22 protein-coding genes are annotated in these 18,654 nt (G+C 67.9%); 19 read left to right on the top strand and 3 right to left on the bottom strand.

The features are described from left to right. The first annotated feature begins 104 nt into the window (after positions 1–104). The 19 genes from DA085_RS05740 (at position 105) to DA085_RS05650 (ending at position 16,268) form a co-directional block, all read left to right on the top strand. Positions 105–1,565, top strand: coding sequence for an MBL fold metallo-hydrolase (locus DA085_RS05740; protein WP_109471994.1), 1,461 nt, complete (start codon positions 105–107; stop codon positions 1,563–1,565). Beyond that, on the top strand, positions 1,562–2,173 hold the full coding sequence (locus DA085_RS05735; protein ID WP_109471993.1) for a rhodanese-like domain-containing protein: 612 nt from the start codon (positions 1,562–1,564) through the stop codon (positions 2,171–2,173). The genes DA085_RS05740 and DA085_RS05735 overlap by 4 nt, the downstream gene beginning before the upstream one ends. 43 nt (positions 2,174–2,216) lie before the next feature. Continuing rightward, positions 2,217–3,080, top strand: coding sequence for a sulfite exporter TauE/SafE family protein (locus tag DA085_RS05730; RefSeq protein WP_109471992.1), 864 nt, complete (start codon positions 2,217–2,219; stop codon positions 3,078–3,080). 52 nt (positions 3,081–3,132) lie between these two features. Further along, a complete protein-coding gene (locus DA085_RS05725) occupies positions 3,133–3,408 on the top strand; it encodes a metal-sensitive transcriptional regulator (RefSeq protein ID WP_109471991.1) in 276 nt (91 codons plus the stop codon). Positions 3,409–3,471: 63 nt separating this feature from the next. Continuing rightward, positions 3,472–3,948: an OsmC family protein gene (locus tag DA085_RS05720; protein WP_109471990.1), complete on the top strand. Its 477-nt coding sequence runs from the start codon at positions 3,472–3,474 to the stop codon at positions 3,946–3,948. A 305-nt stretch (positions 3,949–4,253) separates the two neighbouring features. Then, positions 4,254–5,717, top strand: coding sequence for an aldehyde dehydrogenase (locus tag DA085_RS05715; protein WP_109471989.1), 1,464 nt, complete (start codon positions 4,254–4,256; stop codon positions 5,715–5,717). An 18-nt stretch (positions 5,718–5,735) separates the two neighbouring features. Further along, positions 5,736–6,995: an alpha/beta fold hydrolase gene (locus DA085_RS05710; protein ID WP_109471988.1), complete on the top strand. Its 1,260-nt coding sequence runs from the start codon at positions 5,736–5,738 to the stop codon at positions 6,993–6,995. Next, positions 6,992–7,831 carry an ABC transporter ATP-binding protein gene (locus tag DA085_RS05705; RefSeq protein ID WP_109471987.1) on the top strand — a complete coding sequence of 280 codons (840 nt, stop codon included), beginning with the start codon at positions 6,992–6,994 and terminating at the stop codon, positions 7,829–7,831. Before DA085_RS05710 ends, DA085_RS05705 begins: the two co-directional genes overlap by 4 nt. After that, positions 7,828–9,069, top strand: a complete 1,242-nt coding sequence (locus tag DA085_RS05700) for an ABC transporter substrate-binding protein (protein WP_109471986.1) — start codon at positions 7,828–7,830, stop codon at positions 9,067–9,069. The genes DA085_RS05705 and DA085_RS05700 overlap by 4 nt, the downstream gene beginning before the upstream one ends. 31 nt (positions 9,070–9,100) lie before the next feature. Beyond that, positions 9,101–9,832, top strand: a complete 732-nt coding sequence (locus tag DA085_RS05695; RefSeq protein ID WP_161958426.1) for an ABC transporter ATP-binding protein — start codon at positions 9,101–9,103, stop codon at positions 9,830–9,832. Continuing rightward, positions 9,832–10,689 carry a branched-chain amino acid ABC transporter permease gene (locus tag DA085_RS05690; protein ID WP_109471984.1) on the top strand — a complete coding sequence of 286 codons (858 nt, stop codon included), beginning with the start codon at positions 9,832–9,834 and terminating at the stop codon, positions 10,687–10,689. The genes DA085_RS05695 and DA085_RS05690 overlap by 1 nt, the downstream gene beginning before the upstream one ends. Continuing rightward, a complete protein-coding gene (locus DA085_RS05685; RefSeq protein WP_109471983.1) occupies positions 10,686–11,690 on the top strand; it encodes a branched-chain amino acid ABC transporter permease in 1,005 nt (334 codons plus the stop codon). The genes DA085_RS05690 and DA085_RS05685 overlap by 4 nt, the downstream gene beginning before the upstream one ends. After that, positions 11,683–12,477, top strand: coding sequence for an N-acyl homoserine lactonase family protein (locus DA085_RS05680; RefSeq protein WP_109471982.1), 795 nt, complete (start codon positions 11,683–11,685; stop codon positions 12,475–12,477). The genes DA085_RS05685 and DA085_RS05680 overlap by 8 nt, the downstream gene beginning before the upstream one ends. Then, on the top strand, positions 12,474–13,403 hold the full coding sequence (locus tag DA085_RS05675; protein WP_109471981.1) for an NAD(P)-dependent oxidoreductase: 930 nt from the start codon (positions 12,474–12,476) through the stop codon (positions 13,401–13,403). Before DA085_RS05680 ends, DA085_RS05675 begins: the two co-directional genes overlap by 4 nt. Next, a complete protein-coding gene (locus tag DA085_RS05670; RefSeq protein ID WP_109471980.1) occupies positions 13,400–13,807 on the top strand; it encodes a cupin domain-containing protein in 408 nt (135 codons plus the stop codon). The genes DA085_RS05675 and DA085_RS05670 overlap by 4 nt, the downstream gene beginning before the upstream one ends. Continuing rightward, positions 13,804–14,724, top strand: a complete 921-nt coding sequence (locus DA085_RS05665) for an NAD(P)-dependent oxidoreductase (protein WP_109471979.1) — start codon at positions 13,804–13,806, stop codon at positions 14,722–14,724. Before DA085_RS05670 ends, DA085_RS05665 begins: the two co-directional genes overlap by 4 nt. A gap of 5 nt (positions 14,725–14,729) precedes the next feature. Beyond that, the gene (locus tag DA085_RS05660) at positions 14,730–15,023 is read left to right on the top strand and encodes a putative quinol monooxygenase (RefSeq protein WP_109471978.1); all 294 of its coding nucleotides are present in this window, start codon (positions 14,730–14,732) and stop codon (positions 15,021–15,023) included. Between the two features lie 126 nt (positions 15,024–15,149). After that, positions 15,150–15,860 carry a GntR family transcriptional regulator gene (locus DA085_RS05655; protein WP_237565330.1) on the top strand — a complete coding sequence of 237 codons (711 nt, stop codon included), beginning with the start codon at positions 15,150–15,152 and terminating at the stop codon, positions 15,858–15,860. Positions 15,861–15,884: 24 nt separating this feature from the next. Next, a complete protein-coding gene (locus DA085_RS05650) occupies positions 15,885–16,268 on the top strand; it encodes a carboxymuconolactone decarboxylase family protein (protein ID WP_109471977.1) in 384 nt (127 codons plus the stop codon). Positions 16,269–16,346: 78 nt separating this feature from the next. On the opposite strand, the gene DA085_RS05645 is transcribed toward DA085_RS05650, so the two are convergent. From DA085_RS05645 to DA085_RS05635, 3 genes are read right to left on the bottom strand one after another with little or no spacing between them, the layout of a single operon-like run. Continuing rightward, a complete protein-coding gene (locus DA085_RS05645) occupies positions 16,347–17,009 on the bottom strand; it encodes a vWA domain-containing protein (protein WP_109471976.1) in 663 nt (220 codons plus the stop codon). After that, positions 17,006–17,368 carry a hypothetical protein gene (locus DA085_RS05640; RefSeq protein ID WP_109471975.1) on the bottom strand — a complete coding sequence of 121 codons (363 nt, stop codon included), beginning with the start codon at positions 17,366–17,368 and terminating at the stop codon, positions 17,006–17,008. The genes DA085_RS05645 and DA085_RS05640 overlap by 4 nt, the downstream gene beginning before the upstream one ends. A 54-nt stretch (positions 17,369–17,422) precedes the next feature. Further along, positions 17,423–18,652, bottom strand: coding sequence for a hypothetical protein (locus DA085_RS05635; protein ID WP_109471974.1), 1,230 nt, complete (start codon positions 18,650–18,652; stop codon positions 17,423–17,425). Positions 18,653–18,654 lie beyond the last annotated feature (2 nt).

Raw genomic sequence — 18,654 nt, 5'->3', positions numbered from 1 at the left:
TCACTGAGCCGGTCGACGAGCAAGATACCCCCTGGGGTATCTGATACGGTAGGGGGTATCCGAGAGATCGGACTGACTTCCGCCCACGACCAGCAGGAGACCCCATGCTTCTCGAGCGCATCTACGACGAGGACCTGGCCCAGGCGAGCTACCTCATTGGTTGCCAGGCCAACGGGACGGCGATCGTCGTCGACCCTCGCCGCGATATCCGTCAGTACCTCGACCTGGCTGCCCACCACGGGTTGCGGATCACCGCAGTCGCCGAGACCCACATCCACGCCGACTTCCTCTCCGGGACCCGGGAGCTGGCTGCGGCCACCGGTGCCACGGCCTATGTCTCTGGTGAGGGCGGCGAGGACTGGGCCTACGGCTTCGACGCCGAGCTGCTGCGCGACGGCGACACCATCACCCTCGGGAACATCACCATCACTGCGCGCCACACCCCGGGCCACACCCCGGAGCACCTGTCCTACCTGGTCACGGACGGTGCCTTCAGCGAGGAGCCCGGCTACTACCTCACAGGGGACTTTGTCTTCTCCGGGGACGTGGGCCGACCCGACCTGTTGGACGAGGCCGCCGGTTATCAGGACACCCGGTTCGCCGGTGCGAGGCAGCTGTTCGCCTCCCTGCAGAACGCCTTCCTGACCCTGCCGGACCACGTGCAGGTTCACCCTGGCCACGGCGCCGGCTCGGCCTGCGGCAAGGCACTGGGCGCCCTTCCCTCCACCACTGTGGGCTATGAGCGGCGCTTCGCATGGTGGGCCAAGCACCTGGCCAACAATGACGAGCAGGGGTTCATCGACGAACTGCTCGAGGGCCAGCCGGACGCCCACGCCTACTTCGCCCGTATGAAGCGGCAGAACCGGGACGGCCCGGCACTGCTCGGGGCGCTGCGGCCCCTGCACCAGCTGCCGAACACTGAGGTCGCGCCACTGCTGTCCGACGGCGCCCTGGTGTTCGCGGACACCCGATCCTCGTCCGAGGTGCACGCCGGCACGGTCGTTGGTTCGCTGAACATCCCTGCCTCCAAGGCAGCCAGCTACGGTGCCTGGGCCTACGACCCGGAGAGCGAGGACACGCCGCTGGTGCTGCTCGCCCCCGACGCCGAGACGGCTGGGGACATTCGCGACCACCTGGTGCGGGTCGGCATCGACCACATGGCCGGGTACACCCCGACCCTGGAAGGACTGCCGACCTTCGTCCCGCCCACGGTCGCCCCGGCTGACCTGGAGTCCTTCCTGGCCGATCAGGGCAGCGCCGCGGTGCTGGATGTGCGCAACCGCACCGAACACTCCGCGGGTCACGTTCCCGGCTCCCGGCAGCTCAACGGCGGCAAGGTGCTCTTCCGACAGGATGAGCTGCCCGACCAGGACGCGGGCCCCCTCGTGACGTACTGCCAGTCCGGGGTCCGCAACGCCGTGGCGGCGAGCGCCCTGCGACGCGCCGGCTACGACGTCCGTGAGCTGCAGGGCAGCTACGCCGGCTGGTCCGCCTGGGCTGCCGGACCAGGCGCCGACCGTTCTGAGGCGTCCGGCCAGGGCGTCACCGCAGGAGGCACCCGATGACCACCGACACAGTGACGGCGACCTCCTCTGATGCGCAGACCCTGAGTCCCACAGGCCTGCGCCATCGACTGGCTCAGGCAGACGCCATGACCATCGTCGACGTGCGCAGCCCGGCGGAGTTCGTCACGGCTCACATCGCCGGCTCGCGCAACGTGCCGTTGGACCTTTTCACCGAGGGTGCCGAGGAACTTGCCGCCGGCCTGCCGGGAGACCTCGTCCTGGTCTGCCAGTCCGGACGCCGCGCCGCTCAGGCATGTGAGCGGCTGCACGCCGCCGGACTCAGCGCGGCAGTGCTCGATGGCGGAATCGCAGCCTTCGAGGCTGCCGGAGGTGAGGTGGTGCGACGGGGCAACCGGTGGGCCATGGACCGCCAGGTCCGCATGGCGGCCGGCAGCCTGGTGCTGGTGGGAGCGCTGGCCGGCCAGCTGATTCACCCCCGTCTCGGACTGATGGCCGGAGCTATCGGCGCCGGCCTGGCCTATTCGGCGCTGACTGACTCGTGCGCCATGGCCAGCGCCCTGTCGCGCATGCCCTGGAACCGCGTCGAGGCCGACCCGTCCCTGAAGTCCTTGTTCACACCGGTGCCCACGGTCCTGCTGGACCGCTGAACAGACCGACCGCGACAACCAACTGATCCGAGAGGAGCCCGACATGGAGTGGCACCTGATGGCCACGGTGGTCCTGACCGTCGTGGTCGGGCTGTCCCTGGGGCTGCTCGGCGGCGGCGGGTCCATCCTGATGGTCCCGATCCTGACCTACGTGGCCCGGATGGAGCCGCAGCAGGCGATCAGCGCCTCCCTGGTGGTCGTCGGCGTCACCTCGGCCGTCAGCGCTCTCGTCCACGCCCGACACAGGCGAGTCCGTTGGCGTGCCGGTGTGGTGGTCGGCGCCTCAGGGATGGCTGGCGCCTTCGCCGGGGGACTCATCGGCGGACATCTTCCGGGCCAGGTTCTGATGGTGGTTTTCGCGCTGATCATGCTGGCGGCGGGCGGGGCTATGCTCCGCCGCCGTCGGCAGGCTGCCGGCGACCGCGCTGCCGACCCGTCCTTCGTCATCACGATGACGGTAGGCCTGGGGGTTGGCATCGTGACCGGCCTGGTCGGCGCCGGAGGCGGGTTCCTCCTGGTCCCGGCACTCGCGCTGCTCGGCGGACTGCCGATGTCCGTGGCCGTCGGCACCTCGTTGCTGGTGATCGCCATGAACTCCGTCGCCGGGCTCGCGGGGCAGTTGACCACCACGGTGCTGGACTGGCCGGTGATCATGACCCTGGCTGTCGTCGCCGTGGCCGGGTCCTTTGCCGGGGCCCGGTTGCAGACCTGGGTCCCCGAGGCGCAGCTGCGCCGCTGGTTCGGCTACTTCGTCCTGGCCATGGGCGTGTTTGTCCTGGCGCAGGAGCTACCTGCCGTTGCGGCGACAGCCGTGGTGTCCCTCGCGGCGCTGGTGCTCGCTGCCGTCATCCTGTGCCGGATACCGTCCATCCCGTGTCCCCGGGCACTGCGCCGGACGACGTCGTGAACGCCACAACCGGCAGCTCCACCACCACCAGCAGAACACGGAAGTGAGCATCATGAAGACCGCCGACCCCCAGACCCAGCGCAAGATCCTCAACCGCCTCAAGCGTGCCCGCGGCCAACTGGACGCCGTCATCAACGCCGTCGAGTCCGGCGGTTCCTGCCGGGATGTGGTCACGCAGCTGTCCGCAGTCTCCACCGCCCTGGACCGCGCTGGCTTCGTCATCATCGCCAGCGCCATGAAGTACTGCATCGATAACCCCGAGGCCGCCGAACAGGACGAGGAGCTGAACGTGGAGGAGCTGGAGAAGCTCTTCCTCTCCCTGTCCTAACCGCCTGCCGCTCCCGAGCGCACGGAGGTGCCTGCCGACACACAGAGATCACCAAGGAGAAACATGGCCACCACCGAACCAGCAACGACCACGAGAGTTGAGAGCACGACTCCCAGGACTGCGCAGGTCCCCGCGCTGATCTCTGAGCGTGTCAGTCCCGCGACCTACCTCGTCCGCAACGATCGGGGTGCCGAACTGCGCATCGGCACCCCGGGCGCCGATGGTTCGTTCAGCCCGGGCGAACTGTTGCAGGCCGCCGCCGCAGGGTGCGCCGCGCTGTCTGCCGAGGCGCAGCTCGTCAACAGGCTCGGCGAGGACTTCAGCGCCACCGCCACCGTTGAGGCTCTCCTCAACGTGGATGAGAACCGGTTCGAGAGCCTCCGCACGCTGATCGAGGCCGACATGTCGCAGCTGGATCCCGAGAAGCGCGACAGACTGATCGCCAGCGCCGAGCGCTCCATCGATCGACTGTGCACCGTCAAGCGCAGCCTCAACCACGGCGTCGAGAACGTCACCGACGTCGCGTCACGAGAGCGGTAGGCGCCGCGAGACCGCGCAGACCACTGTCGACTGCCTGCCGTGGGGGCACCCCTGAGGGATGCCCTCCTCAGGGGTCGAGCAGGGACACGGTCTGTATGCCGCAGTGTCGGCGGAGCACCTCGAAGTCCCGGTCCCGGTGAAGCACGGGGGACGTCCAACCACAGGGAAACCCTGGAGTCGACAACGGGTTCGGTGGGTATCACCTCGCAGCCTGACCCCTTGCCATCTGCCTCGAGCAGCGCTACTGTCCCTGCACACAACGCACAACGCATAATATATTCGGCAGTCTCGATGAGGAGATGCGAATGACGGTCAGCGTAGATCTGCGTATCGGAAGCGAGTGGCGGTCCACCAGCCGCACCTTCGAGAGCCTGGACCCCTACAGCCAGGCGCCGTGGGCCGTGGTGCCCGAGGCCACGGAACAGGACGTCCGGGATGCCGTGTCCGCCGCGCGCAGGGCGTTCGACCAGGGGCCCTGGCCCCGGCTGGCTCCCGAGGAACGCGGTCAGATCCTCCGGAAACTGGCAGACCTCATCGACCGCGACGCCCTCGACCTGGCCAGCCTGGAGAGCCGCGACAACGGCAAGGGAATGCGCGAGGTCGCCGGACAGATGCGGGCGATCAGCGGGTGGTACCGGTACTTCGCTGACCTGGCCGGCGTCCACGAGGGGCGCGTGACGAACACCCGCAAGCCCAACTTCTTCGGCTACGTGACCGACGAGCCGGTCGGGGTGGTCGCCGCGATCCTGCCCTGGAACTCCCCACTGTTCCTGCTGGCCTTCAAGCTCGCCCCCGCCCTGGCTGTGGGGTGCACCTTCGTGGCCAAGCCCTCCGAGGTCGCACCTGTCTCCATCCTGTCCTTCGCCAGACTCCTGGAGGAGGCCGGAGTCCCCGACGGCGTCTTCAACACGGTGTCTGGCGCCGACCCCAAGGTCGGGGGGTGGCTCGTCCAGTCGCCCCTGGTCGACAAGGTCAGCTTCACCGGGTCGGAGAAGGTCGGCGCCCTGGTGGCCCAGGGGGCCGGAGCCCACCTCGCCGACGTCGCCCTCGAGCTCGGCGGGAAGTCCGCGAACATCGTCTTCGAGGACGCCAACCTCGACGAGGCTGTGGGTGGACTGGTCGCCGGCATCTTTGCCGCGGGAGGGCAGACCTGCATCGCCGGCTCTCGCGCGCTCATCCACGAGAGTGTGTATGCCGAGCTGGTCCAGCGAGTGGTCGACCGCGCCGCGGCTATCCGGCTCGGCAATCCGGCTGAGGAGTCCACCGACATGGGGCCCCTCGCCAGCCAGGCCCAGTTCGACAAGGTGGTCCAGTTCACCACCGCAGCCCGCGAGGCCGGCCTCGAGATCCGGGGTGGGGGCAAGCCCTCCGAGCTGGGTGGCTGGTTCTTCGAGCCGACCATCATGACCGACGTGCCGGACGACCACCCCGTCTGGTGCCAGGAGATCTTCGGCCCCGTCCTGGCCTGCCGCAGCTTCAGCACCGAGGAGGAGGCCTACCAGCTGGCCAACAACTCCGACTACGGGCTGGCTGCCGGTGTCTGGACGGCCGACGTCCGCCGCGTCTTCCGTGCGGCCAAGAGACTGCGCGCCGGGACGGTGTGGGTCAACTCCTACCGGACGATGGGCATGACCATGCCGTTCGGGGGAGTCAAGAACAGCGGACACGGCCGCGAGAACGGCATCGAGGGCCTCCGGGAGTTTCTCGTGGCCAAGGCCGTGTGGATCGAGACCGAGGGAGTAGTGCGCGACCCGTTCATGGTGGGTTGAGCACGGAGAGGCACGTCAATGACGACACCGGACAACGCGATCCAGATCCTCCAGACCACCTACCCGACGGCCGGGCTCCCCGCCCTGCGCGACGCACGCTTCACGCTCGCGGCAGGCGATGCCCACCTGGACGTGACCATCACCGACGGCGACGTGGCGTTCGTGCCGCCGTCCGACGAGGGTGCCTTCACCTTCACTGTCACACCTGCCGACTGGGCCAGGTTCACCAGCGAGCCACCGCCCCGCGGCTACACCACCGCCCAGGCGATGCGGGCCACGATCGGTTGGGAGGCCGTCACTGGAGACCGGACGGCCTGGGCGGTCAACTCGCCCCTGATTGACGGCATACTCGACGTGCTCCGGCAGGCACAGACTCCGCGGCCGCCACGGAACGCCGACCCAGCCCCGACCCCCGGACGCAGCCCGATCGAGGGCAGCTATCTCACCATCCCGGTGCAGGACCAGCTCCAGCGGATCTACGTCGAGAGCAGCGGCACCGGGCAGCAGACCATCCTCTGCCTGCACACCGCCGGTGCCGACTCACGCCAGTTCCGCTACCTCCTGGAGGACGAGGAGCTCACCCGGCGCTACAGGTTCGTCGCCTTCGACATGCCCTGGCACGGCCGGTCGGACCCGCCCTCGGACTGGGCCGAGCAGACCTACCAGCTCACCACCGAGACGTATGCCGCAACCATCCTGGCCGTGATGGATGCCCTGGACATGGAGCGGCCCATCCTGATGGGCTGCTCCATGGGAGGGGCCATCGCGATCTACCTCTCGGCCACCCACGGAGACCGGTTCTCCGCGGCGCTCGCCCTCGAGGGCGGCCTGGGCAACCCAGGTCGGTTCGTGCCCTGGACCAACCACCTCTCCGTGGACCACTCGCACTTCCTCACGAGCTGGGTCGGTGGTCTGATCGCACCCAGCAGTCCCCAGGCCTCTCGGGCCCAGACACTCTGGGGCTACGCCCAGTCGGGGCCAGGCGTCTATCAGGGCGACACCTACTTCTACTCCAACGACCTGCCCGGGCTCGCCGACGACCTCGGCACCGCCACCTGCCCGCTCTGGATCTTCAACGGGGAGTACGACTACTCGGCAACCACGGAGATGAGCAGGGAGGCAGCAGAGAGGATCGGCGGCACGCTCGTCGAGATGCCCGGCTTCGGGCACTTCCCGATGAGCGAGGACCCGGCCGTCTTCCGCAGCTATCTCGTGCCTGTGCTCGACGAGCTGGAGGCCGCGGTGTCCGCGACTCCCAGCAGTGAGGAGCTCGCGTGACCGCGCTCGTCGAGATGAGGAACGTCACCGTCGCCTTCGGTGGTGTGAAGGCGCTGGACAACGTCTCTCTGACGATCGGTCCCGACACCGGCATCGTCGGCATCATCGGCCCGAACGGCGCGGGCAAGTCCACCTGCCTCAGCGTCATCGCCGGGGCACGCCGCCCCAGGTCCGGGACCGTGGAAGCCATGGGTGTGCCTCTGGGCAGGCGCACCAACCCGGCCACGATGACCCATGCCGGCGTGGCCCGCACCTTCCAGATCCCACGACCCTTCACCCAGATGACGGTGCGGGAGAACGTGCAGGTGGCCTTTGCTGCCACAAGGCGCTCGAGCGACGCCGAGCTGCAGGAGCTGGCCGACCACCTGCTCGAGCGCCTCGGCATCCGGGACCAGGCAGGCAAGCTCGCCGGAGCCCTGCCACTGGCAGTGCGCAAGAAGCTCGAGGTGGCGCGGGGCATGGCGGTGAACCCCAAGCTCCTGCTCCTGGACGAGGTCTTCGAGGGCCTCAGCGACACGGAGATCAGTGACATGGTCACGATCCTGCGGGGGCTCCACGAGGATGGGGTCCATCTCGTGCTGGTGGAGCACGTGCTGCGGGCCCTCCGTCAGCTCGCCGACACCCTGATCGTCTTCGAGAAGGGGCAGGTGATCGCGACCGGGCCGGTCGACGAGGTGCTCCAGTCCCCGGAGGTCAAGAAGGCCTATCTCGGCAAGGGACGCGGAGACGCAGCCGGCAGCGCGACACGACAGGGGACCAGGTCAGAAGCGCACACAACAAGCTCGGGGACCCAGAACGCAGTCCGACCCAACAAGGAAGTTGAGGAACCGAGATGAGCACACACCTGAGCCGGGCCCGCAGGGTCTCGATGGCAGCCGGAGTCGCCCTCGCGGGCCTGGTCCTTGCCTCGTGCGGAGGCGGCGACCTGGACGAGAAGGACGCCAGTGAGCCGATCCAGATCGGGCTGATCGAGCCGATGTCAGGCCCCTTCGCCGACAACGGCACCCAGGCCGATCGAGGCGCCAGCCTCTGTGTGGAGCAGATCAACGAGGCCGGCGGCATCGCCGCCCTCGACGGGGCGCAGCTGCAGCTCGTCAAACAGGACACGGGCAACGCCCAGCCTGCTCAGGTGGCCAACCAGGCACAGAGCCTCATTGACAACAACGACCTGTCCGCCATGATCGGCGCGTGGGCGAGCTCCTACACCCTGGCGATTGCGCCCGTGATGGAGCAGAACGGCATGCCGCTCCTGACGGAGTCGTTCGCCGACGACATCGTCGCCCAGGGCTACCAGTTCATCTTCAAGATCCCCGCCGCGGCCAGTGTCATGGGTGAGCAGGGCGTGACGGTCGTCCTCGACCTCGCGGAGGCCAACAACTACGACATCAGCAAGGCCGCGATGGTCACGGAGAACACCTCCTCGGCGCAGGTCTCGGCGGCGGGAGCGGTCGGCATGCTGGAGTCGCGCGGCATCGAGATCACGGGTGAGGAGTACTTCGCTCCCGGCCTCACCGACGCCAACTCCCTGGCCATCAAGGTGCTCGCCGGAGACCCGGACTTCCTCTTCGCCCAGGGAGGCCTGGCCGACATGAAGATCCTGCAGGAGGCACTGGCTGCCCAGGGATACGAGGGCCCGATCCTCGGCTCCGGCTCGGCCCTGGTGAACCCGCACTACTTCTCCACCGTCGGCGAGCCCGCCAACGGCGCCTTCACCAGTGCCGGCTGGAACTGGGACCTGCCGGGAGCCGAGGAGTTCGTCAAGCAGTTCACCGAGGCCAACGAGGAGTTCGACTTCCCCGGTCAGGAGGCCGGTGAGGACTGCGTCGCGGTCTATGCCATCGCCGCAGCCCTCGAGGAGGCCGGCTCGCGCGACCCCAAGGCGGTCCGCGACGCGCTGTCGACGATCAGCATCACCGAGGGCCCGGGCTCGATGGTCGCCAACGGTGCCCTGGAGTTCGAGGACAACGGTGCCCTCAAGGACGCCACACCCGTGATCGTCCAGTGGCAGGACGGCAAGCCGCGGACGGTCTTCCCCGAGGACATCGCGACGGCTGAGCCGATCTTCACCCAGTGACATCCGCCATCAGGTGTCGGAAGGAGTGCGCGTGAGTCTGTTGAGCAGCGTGGCGGTATCTGCCGGATACGGGGACCTCGTCGCGATCGACAACATCACCATCGACGTCGAGGAGAACAGCCTGCTGGGCGTCATCGGACCCAACGGGGCCGGCAAGTCGACCTTCCTGCGGGCCCTCACCGGGGTGGTGCCGCTGCGCGGCGGTCAGGTGCTCTGGCAGGGCACCGACATCGGGCACCTGCCGGCCGACGCCCGGGCGCGCAAGGGGATCTCCATGGTGCAGGAGGGACGGCGTCTCTTCCCCTCCCTGACCGTTCGGGACAACCTGGAGCTGGGTGGGTTCCATGCCTCCCGGCAGGAGCGGGCCGAGCGTATGACGGAGGTCGTGGACCTCTTCCCGGCGCTCGGGGGGATCATGGACCGGTCGGCCAGCGTCCTCAGCGGCGGCGAGCAGCAGATGGTCGCTCTGGGGAGGGCGCTCATGGCTCGGCCCCAGTGCCTGCTTGTGGACGAGCCGTCCCTGGGGCTGGCCCCGCTCATCGTCGATGAGATCTACGAGGCACTGCCCACGCTCATCGAGCGTGGCATGAGCGTGGTCCTCGTCGAGCAGGAGGTCGACCGCGTCCTCGAGGTCGCCGACTCCCTGGTCGTCCTCCATGAGGGGCGGATCGTCTATCTCGGTGACGGCTCGGAGTTCCGCGAGAACCCTGACTCGCTCGCTGCTGTCTATCTGGGCCACGCGCTCGACGAGGGAGCCGCCTGATGGACACCCTCGCCAACGTGATCGTCAGCTCGATCCTGCTGGGTGGGGTCTACTTCATCCTGTCGCTCGGCCTGAACATCATCCTCGGCGTCCTGGACATCGTGAACTTCGCGCACGGGGCGCTCATCATCCTGGGCGCCTACTCGACCTTCCTCATCAACCGCGCCCTGCACTGGGACCCGTTCATCCTGGTGCTGGTCGACATGGTGGTGGTCGGGGTGATCGGTGCCGTCCTGTATCTCTGCTACCTCCGTTTCACGGTCAACAGCCCACTGGTGCGGATGTTCGCTCTGATCGGTTTCAACAGTGTGGTGGCAGCCCTGCTACTCATCTTCATGGGCAGCGACTACCGGACCGTGCCCATCGACCTCGGCACCTGGTACCTGGGCCCGATCCCCATCAGGGTCACCCAGGTGATCGCCTTCGCCTTTGCGATCGCCCTCGGCGTCATCACGATCGTGCTCCTCAACCGGACCAAGGTCGGCAAGGCCGTCAAGGCCGTCACCGACGACCGCACCTCAGTGCAGCTTGCCGGGATCAACGACCGCCGCCTCTCCCTGTTGGCGTTCACGGTGGGAGCGGGCCTGGCGGGTGCGGCCGGGGGCATCATCTCCACCTACGTCACCTTCGGCTCAGAGAGCGGTCTGGCCTTCGCCATCATCGCCTTCGCCATCGTCATCGTCGGCGGGCTCGGTGACATCTGGGGTGGAGCCGTCGCCTCCCTGCTGGTGGCGCTCGTGCTCACTGGTGTGACCGTCTATCTCAGCTCGGCCCTGACGAACACGGCCCTGTTCCTGCTCGTGCTGTTCGTCCTCCTGGTCAGACCGCGGGGCATCCTCGGGAGGGGGCGAGTATGAGCGCGCTACGGAGCCGAGTCACCGTCGCTCAGTGGATCACGGTCGCCGCGTTCATCCTCCTGATCGTCCTCGGGATCTTCATCCAGCAGGCCTTCTGGCTACGGGTGCTCACGCTCGCGCTGCTCTTCTCGGCAGTCGCACAGAGCTGGAACCTGATGGCCGGCTACGCCGGTCAGTGGTCGCTGGCCCAGCTCGCCTTCTTCGGCGTGGGCGCCTATGTCGCCGGCATCCTCAGGCAGGAGGCGGGGGTGCCACTGCTGGTGGGTCTGGTCCCAGCCATGCTGGTCACCGCCCTGTTCGCCTGCCTCGTCGGCTACATCACCCTGAGGCTGCGAGGGCACTACTTCTCGGTCCTCACCTTCTTCATGGTCGTCTCCCTGTATGAGCTGGTCCGCTACTTCGCCGACTACACCGGCGGGCAGTACGGCCTCAACATCCCGTTCTCACCGGGCGTCGACTTCCTCGGTCTGCAGTTCCAGGGCTTCCGCACCTACTACTACCTGGCTCTCGTTGTCGCCATCCTGGCGACGATGACGCTGTGGTGGGTCGCGCGCTCACAGTTCGGTCTGCAGCTGCGGGCGATCCGCGACGACCAGGACGCGGCCGCCGCGGTCGGCGTGAGGGTGCTGCGCCTCAAGGTGATCGCGATGGCGATCAGCGCGGCGATGGCGTCCATGGCCGGCGTCGCCTACCTGGCGACCTACAAGCTGATGGATGCCGAGACGGCCTTCGGTGTCCACGCGACACTCGACCCGGTCGTCGCGGGGATCCTCGGCGGCGCCGGTCAGATCCTTGGCGGCGTGCTCGGCGAGCTCGTCCTGCAACCCGTCGTCGGTCAGGTCAACGTCATGGCCGGCTCGGTGCCCGGTCTGGCCTCGCTGGTCTATGGCCTGATCCTCATGCTGGTCATCCTGTTCCTGCCCAGGGGACTGATCGGCTTCGCTGCCAACCTCCGCTCGAGCAGGACCGAGGACCCGATCAAGGAGGCCACCGGTGACTGAGTCCTACGAGGTGCTCGCCGTGCGGTATGCCACCCGGCAGACCGACGCCGCATCCGTCTACCTCAACTTCCACATGTATCAGCAGGTGCACAACGAACCGCTGGTGATGGACTACTTCTTCTGGGTCGTGCGCAACTCGCGTCGGACGATCGTGGTCGACACCGGTTTCACACCGGAGGTCGGTGAGCCGCGCGGCCGCGTCATGACCGTCCCGGTCCCCGACGGTCTCGCCAGGGTCGGCGTCGACCCCGAGACGGTCGACACGGTGGTGATCACTCACGGGCACTACGACCACACCGGCAACGTGAACCTGTTCCCGAACGCCAGGGTCGTCATGTCCTCCCGCGAGCTGGACTTCTGGTCCGGTCCCATAGCCCGCCGCGAGATCTTCGCGCACGCCGTGGAGCCCGGTGACATCACCTACCTGCGCCAGGTCGAGGAGGCCGGTCGGTTGCAACGCATGGCCGGCGTCATCGACGTCGCTCCCGGGGTCACCGCAGTGGAGGTGGGTGGGCACACCCCGGGTGAGCTCATCGTGCTGGTGGACGGTGAGGGCGGCGAGGTCCTGCTCGCCTCGGACGCGGTGCACTACTACGACGAGGTCGACCTCGACCGGCCGTTCCTGATGGTGCACGACCTCGAGCGCATGTACCAGGCCTTTGATGTCATCTCCGGACTGGCCAAGCGGGAGGGCATTGCGTATGTCGCTGGTCACGACCCGCTCGTCCTGGAGAGGTTCACGGCGATCGAGGCCGGCGATCCGGGCTTCGGGGTGCGGATCAGATGACTGGTGCGCTGGAGAAGGGGCCCGTCGGGTTCGTCGGCCTGGGCAACATGGGGTCACGGATGGCGGGCCAACTGGTCGGGCAGGGGTGCGATGTCCTTGCCTTTGACCGGGACCCGGCCGTGGCCGAGCGCGTCGGTGTCCGTGGGGCACCGGACCTGGCCACCCTTGCCGAGCAGGCGGAGGTTGTGCTGCTGTCCCTGCCGGACAGCACCGTCGTGGAGAGTGTCGTGCTCGGCCCCGAGGGGCTGGAGGAGCGACTGCGGCCGGGCACCGTGGTGGCGGATCTGAGCACGTGCTCGCCGGCGTCGACCCGCTCGATCCACGCTCGGCTGGGGGAGCGTGGCGTGAGTTACGTCGATGCCGGGGTCTCCGGTGGTGCCGCTGCTGCGGCCCGGGGCACGTTGACGCTGATGGTGGGTGGCGACGCTGACGCGATCGACCGGCTGGAGCCGGTCTTCGCGATCATCGCGGACCGCGTCTGCCGGATGGGTGGGTCGGGCGCGGGTCACACCGCCAAGGTGCTCAACAACTTCCTCAACGCGATGAATCTCTCGGCCAGCGCGGAGGTGCTTGTCGCAGGAGCCAAGAGCGGTGTCGACCCCGCGCAGCTGCTTGAGGTGATCAACGCCTCCAGTGGTGCCAACTGGGCCACCGAACACCGGTTCCCATCGATCGTGCAGGGGGACTACCTCGAGGGTGGCCTGACCTCGCACCTGATGCTCAAGGACCTGCTGCTCTATGTGCAGCACCTGGGTGAGATCGGAGTGCCCAGCCTGCACGCCTCGGGCCCGGTGTCCGCCTTCGGCGTGGCACTGCAGACCGGTCGAGGTGACCTCATCAGCAACCGGGTCGTGGACGCACTCGGTGACCTCGCCGGCGGTGTCCGCATCGCCGCGCACGCACACAACGGAGAGGAAGCATCATGAAGGTGATCCGCGCCAGAGCAGAAGATGCTGTGGTCGAGAAGCGCACCGAGACATTCACCGGCGACGTGTGGGGAGATCCGCTGATGCGGGCCACCGACGGGGTCATGGTCAACACCGTGCACTTCGGGCCGTGCAGCCGGACCTATTGGCACCGGCACGAGGGTGGCCAACTGCTGCAGGTGCTCTCCGGCGAAGGGTGGGTCGCGACCCGCGACGGCGACATCCAGCGTCTGCGCAAGGGCGACACCGCCTGGACCCCGCCCGGACAGGACCACTGGCACGGCAGCGACGACGACACCTTCCTCGTGCACGTCGCGATCTCCCTCGGCACCACCGAGTGGCTCGAGGAGGTCGGTGCGGAGGAGTACGAGTCGTTCCGAGCCCGCAGCACGGGTGTCGCATGAGCGCCGACGACGTCCTGACCGCCGGAGACCGGATCGGCTTCATCGGGCTGGGCAACATGGGAGTCCCCATGGTCCAGCGCCTGCTCGACGGTGGGTTCACGGTGTCGGGCTATGACATCAACGAGGCACAGGGCACCGCGCTGGACGGGGCCGCTGGTTATCATCGAGCCGCGAACCTGGTGGGGACCGTCACCGGCACGCGTTCGCTGATCCTCATGCTTCCCGACTCGACGGTCGTCGAGAAGGTGATGCTCGGCGCCGGACTCCTCGACGTCATGGCCCAGCACGCACCCGAGTCGGTCCTGGTCGACATGAGCTCATCCCGTCCCTCCGAGACGGTCCGCATGGCAGGTGAGGCCGCACAGCGGGGTGTTCCGTTCATGGACGCACCGGTCTCCGGTGGTGTCCCGGGCGCAGTCTCAGGAAGCCTGACGGTGATGACCGGTGGACCCCGGGAGCTCCACGAGCGCGTGCTCCCGGCCCTGGAGCGCATCGGGTCCAATGTGGTCCACGCCGGAGATGCAGGTGCTGGGCACGCCCTCAAAGCCATCAACAACCTGCTGTCCGGCTCCAGCCTCGTCGCGAGTTCGGAGGCCCTCCTGATCGGGACCCGGTTCGGTCTGGATCCCGAGGTCATGACTCAGGCGATCAACGGCTCGAGCGGCAGGAGCTGGTCCACCATGACCAAGTGGCCACGCTATGTCATCCCGAGGACCTTCGACTCCGGCTTCGAGCTGGCGCTCCTGCTCAAGGACATCCGGATCGCCACCGATCTCGCTGAGCAGGTCGGAGTGCCCGCTGCCCACGCCCGGCTCACCGAATCGCTCTATGCGAGTGCCGCGGACACACTCCCCGCGCACGCCGACCACACAGACATCTACCGCTGGGTCGAGCAGACCGCAGCACAGGAGGACTGACCGTCATGGCCTACGTCGTCAATGCCGTCTGGAGAGCGAAGCCTGGCAGCGAGAGCATTGTCGCCGAGGCGCTCGAGCAGCTGATCGAGCCCTCTCGCGCCGAGCCCGGCAACGTCTACTACCAGCCGTACACATCCGCCGACGAGCCCGGCACGTTCCGGATCTTCGAGGTCTATGCGGACGAGGCGGCCTTCAAGGCTCACGGGGAGAGCGAGCACTTCGCGCGGTGGGGCCATGGCCAGGCGATCCCTGAGCTGGCGGAACGGGGACGGGAGTTCTTCGAGACCTGGCCCTCATGAGCCGCGCTGCCGGGCAGTCAGCAGCCTGCACCCACCCCCAGCCGAGTGTCACCGGGGGTGAGACATTGGGCTCCGAACTGGGGCGACGTCATACTGTCTCCGTTTCACTGGAAAGGAGGGGGACACGTGACCGTCGATCCCGAAGTGCCGAAGGTTGTCCGGCGACCGCAGCTGAGCGACGAGGCGGCGACGTTCGTGCGCGCACAGATCATGTCGGGCAAGCTCAAGCCCGGCGACTCCGTGCGGGTGGACACGATCGCCGAGGCGCTGAGCATATCCACGACGCCGGCTCGCGAGGCGCTGAAGACGCTGAGGGTCGAGGGGTTCCTGGACCTCATCCCGCGGCGCGGGTTCCAGGTGGCTCACCTGAGCTCGGCGGACATCAAGGATCTGTTCACGGTCCAGGCGCTGGTGGCTGGCGAGATGGTGGCGCGCGCCGTGGCCAACGCGACGCCGGACGATGTTGCGCGACTGCGCACGCTCCACGACCAGCTGGGCAAGGCTGCCAAGGCCAACGACATCGCGCAGCTGGAGGAGCTCAACCACCAGTTCCACCGCGAGCTCAACAAGCTCGGCAACTCACCCAAGATTCTGTGGGTGCTGGGCCTGTTGACCCGCTACGTGCCCCGCATGTACTACGCCTCGATCCCCGGGTGGCCCGAGTCGACGATGACCGATCACGACGCGATCCTGGCTGCCTTCGAGGAGAGCGACCCCGAGGCTGGACGAGCCGCGATGCATGCCCACCTCCTCCATTCCGGGGAGCTCTTGGCAGCGAACTTCGACCGCCGTGTCGGCGGCGAGACGACCGCCCAGTCCGAGGGCGGACCCGACTGACCCATCACAACCAAGGAGTGCACGATGAGCGAACCGTTCGACACCGGCCTGGAGATCCGCAAGAAGGTCGTCGGCGAGAAGTATGTCGAGGCCTCCATGGCGAAGGCCGACGACTTCAACCGCGACTTCCAGGAGCTGGTCACCACCTACTGCTGGGGCGCAGTCTGGGGCCGTGACGGCCTGCCGCACAAGACGCGCAGCATGCTGAACATCGCCATGCTCGCCGCCCTGCCCCGCCCGCACGAGCTCAAGCTCCACGTCAAGGGTGCCCTGCGCAACGGCGTGACCACAGACGAGATCCGGGAGGTGCTGATGCAGGTCGCGATCTACTCAGGTGTGCCGAACGGGGTTGAGGGCTTCCGCATCGCACGAGAGGCGATCGAGGAGTTCAACGCCGACGCGGAGTAGCCCGACCTGAGGGGGCAGGCAGTCACGCTTCGAAGGGCCGTCTCGCCAGTCCCGAGCGGCACCAGGCCAGACGATGTCTCACCTCTTGGCAGCCTTCTTTCGCTGCGCCGCGGTGTAGGCCGAGGTGCGCCGAGCAGACGCGACGTCCTCACCGCGGGCCACGGCTCCGCGCAGCGAGGACAGCGAGGCGGAGTAGGCCTCCATCGCCGACCCAGCAGCAGCGGGGGCATAGGTGAGCGAGGAGTCGGCTCGGACGCCGAGGCCGGCGCCGACCTCGATCGCGTCCTGGTTGGCGCCGAGGTAGTGGAAGACCCAGTTGTAGGTCCTTTCCTGCTCCTCGATGAGGGCCTTGATGCCGGCGTGGGTCCACTCCTGCGAGCTGTTCTCGAGCCCGTCGGTCATGATCCCCACGATCACCAGGCCGGGGCGCTGGTCCTCAGGCATTGCGTCCAGGAAGTGCCCGGTCTCGGTGACCAGGTGGCCGATCGAGTCCAGGAGGGCGGTCATCCCGCGCGGGTGCAGCGTCAGGGGCTCGACCTCACCGAGGTCCTTGCCGGTGTAGCGGACGACGTAGTCCCCGGGGCCGGAGAAGTCGGCGAGGGTCACCGTGCAGCGGCCTGGCTGGGTGCGCTGGTCGGCGATGAAAGCGTCGAAGCCGCCCTCGACGTCACTCTTGATGGTGGCCATCGAGCCGGAGGCATCGAGCAGGAAGGCCAGGTGGGTGTAGTTCGGGTCAGTCACGATTGTTCCCCTTTGCTGGTGCGGCGGACGAACCGCATCGGCGCGTCCTGTTGGTGGTCGGCCCGCGCGAGCGTGATCCCCTGGGCGTCGACGCGGCCGTCCTGGCTGTATGCCGCGAGGCTGGCTGATCGTGCCAGTCGCGGCGAGACGCTGTTGGGGGCGATCCCGGCGAGGGCGGCGACCTGGCGCAGCGAGGCGCCCTCTCGGGTCACGGCCTGGGCCATCGCCTCATCCAGCGCGGACTGGACGGCGTCACGTGCCTGTGTGAGGGAGGTGACCGCCGCGGTGGGGGAGGCCAGGTCGACCTCGCCCAGGGCTGTCACGGCCTGCTCGTAGCGGGTGGTGAGCTCGTCGTTCATCACAGCAGTCTATGCGCAAGAACTGCACATGCGCAATAGTTGCGCACCTAGAGCCTACAGCGTGCCGACCAGGGTGGAGGCGATGAGGACGGAGGCCAGGGAGACGGACGTGAACCCGCCGACCAGCATGGGCGCCAGGATCTCGTCCATGATGGCCTCGCGCTCCTCGGCGTCCTCGCCGAGGGAGTTGGCGATCTCCTCGCAGATGATGTAGTCGGCCGGGAAGCCGATCAGCGCGGTGAGGGAGACGGGCATGGCCTTCTTGGGGTCCCACCGGAGCAGCCGCGCGGCGAGCATCCCGCCGGCCATGAGCCCGATCACGCCGAGGCCCAGGATGAGCAGCACGGGCCCGATGGAGTCGAGCAGCTGTCCGATGGTCACCCCACCCATGGAGGCCAGGACGACGACAAGTATGCCGGCAGTCACGATCCCGAAGCTGTTCGCCTCGTCGAGGGCCTTGTGAGGGAGGACCCCGAAGTACTGGCAGGCGATGCCGATGAGCAGCGACCAGATGCCGTAGTTGACCCCGCTCCAGTCACCGAGATAGAAGGCCAGGGTCCCGAGCGCCGCGACCATCGCCAGCAGGACCGCAGGGGAGCGGTAGCGCTCGGGCAGGAGCTGGCGGTGCGTCTCCTCGAGGAACTCCTCCTCCGGGACGTCCTCGGGGAGCTCGCCCAGCGGCAGGTCGTCGACCGTGTGCGCCAGGCTCTGGCTCCCAGGTGCGTGGGCGGCCACGAGAGGGGACCGCGCACGGAAGTCCACGGCATACCGGCGCAGTAGTGCCGAGGCGATCGGGATGCCGACCAGTCCCTGGATGGCGATGATCGTCGCCGGGATGACCAGGAGATGGGTCAGGCCCTGGGCCTCCAGCTCCTGGCTGGTGATCAGCATGGCCAGGATGCCGCCGGCGATCGGGCCGCTGCCGGAGACCGCGGTCGGGTAGTCGTAGACGAGGCTGACGATGGTCAGGATCAGGGTGAGCGCCACGACCAGGCCTGCCACGGCGATCAGCACGGCACGCCACTGGGCGGTGAGCACCTTGATCGGGATGATCGTGCCGAGGTGGACCAGGGCCATCGCGATGACCATGATGCCGAACTGGTTGACGACCGAGGTGGAGACGATCTCGCCGTCCACCAGGCCCGTCCAGATGAGCGTGAGATAGAGGACGATGGCGACCAGGATGGCCGGGACCCGCGCCCTGGTCCGTGTCGAGATGAGGTCGCCGATCGCGATCAGCACGAAGAGCAGTGCAGCGACACCGACGGAGGGCAGCAGGTCCATGG

The organism is Ornithinimicrobium cavernae (assembly GCF_003121625.1).
Classification (GTDB): domain Bacteria; phylum Actinomycetota; class Actinomycetes; order Actinomycetales; family Dermatophilaceae; genus Ornithinicoccus; species Ornithinicoccus cavernae.
Note: the sequence above shows the minus strand (reverse complement) of the source record. Positions and strands in the feature narration are given on the sequence as shown.

Excerpts from the sequence above, each read along its gene's own strand:
- DA085_RS05740 (WP_109471994.1), top strand. The coding sequence starts at position 105 with ATGCTTCTCGAGCGCATCTACGACGAGGACCTGGCCCAGGCGAGCTAC.
- DA085_RS05735 (WP_109471993.1), top strand. The coding sequence starts at position 1,562 with ATGACCACCGACACAGTGACGGCGACCTCCTCTGATGCGCAGACCCTG.
- DA085_RS05730 (WP_109471992.1), top strand. The coding sequence starts at position 2,217 with ATGGAGTGGCACCTGATGGCCACGGTGGTCCTGACCGTCGTGGTCGGG.
- DA085_RS05725 (WP_109471991.1), top strand. The coding sequence starts at position 3,133 with ATGAAGACCGCCGACCCCCAGACCCAGCGCAAGATCCTCAACCGCCTC.
- DA085_RS05720 (WP_109471990.1), top strand. The coding sequence starts at position 3,472 with ATGGCCACCACCGAACCAGCAACGACCACGAGAGTTGAGAGCACGACT.
- DA085_RS05715 (WP_109471989.1), top strand. The coding sequence starts at position 4,254 with ATGACGGTCAGCGTAGATCTGCGTATCGGAAGCGAGTGGCGGTCCACC.
- DA085_RS05710 (WP_109471988.1), top strand. The coding sequence starts at position 5,736 with ATGACGACACCGGACAACGCGATCCAGATCCTCCAGACCACCTACCCG.
- DA085_RS05700 (WP_109471986.1), top strand. The coding sequence starts at position 7,828 with ATGAGCACACACCTGAGCCGGGCCCGCAGGGTCTCGATGGCAGCCGGA.
- DA085_RS05690 (WP_109471984.1), top strand. The coding sequence starts at position 9,832 with ATGGACACCCTCGCCAACGTGATCGTCAGCTCGATCCTGCTGGGTGGG.
- DA085_RS05685 (WP_109471983.1), top strand. The coding sequence starts at position 10,686 with ATGAGCGCGCTACGGAGCCGAGTCACCGTCGCTCAGTGGATCACGGTC.
- DA085_RS05675 (WP_109471981.1), top strand. The coding sequence starts at position 12,474 with ATGACTGGTGCGCTGGAGAAGGGGCCCGTCGGGTTCGTCGGCCTGGGC.
- DA085_RS05670 (WP_109471980.1), top strand. The coding sequence starts at position 13,400 with ATGAAGGTGATCCGCGCCAGAGCAGAAGATGCTGTGGTCGAGAAGCGC.
- DA085_RS05665 (WP_109471979.1), top strand. The coding sequence starts at position 13,804 with ATGAGCGCCGACGACGTCCTGACCGCCGGAGACCGGATCGGCTTCATC.
- DA085_RS05660 (WP_109471978.1), top strand. The coding sequence starts at position 14,730 with ATGGCCTACGTCGTCAATGCCGTCTGGAGAGCGAAGCCTGGCAGCGAG.
- DA085_RS05650 (WP_109471977.1), top strand. The coding sequence starts at position 15,885 with ATGAGCGAACCGTTCGACACCGGCCTGGAGATCCGCAAGAAGGTCGTC.
- DA085_RS05640 (WP_109471975.1), bottom strand. The coding sequence starts at position 17,368 with ATGAACGACGAGCTCACCACCCGCTACGAGCAGGCCGTGACAGCCCTG.
- DA085_RS05635 (WP_109471974.1), bottom strand. The coding sequence starts at position 18,652 with ATGGACCTGCTGCCCTCCGTCGGTGTCGCTGCACTGCTCTTCGTGCTG.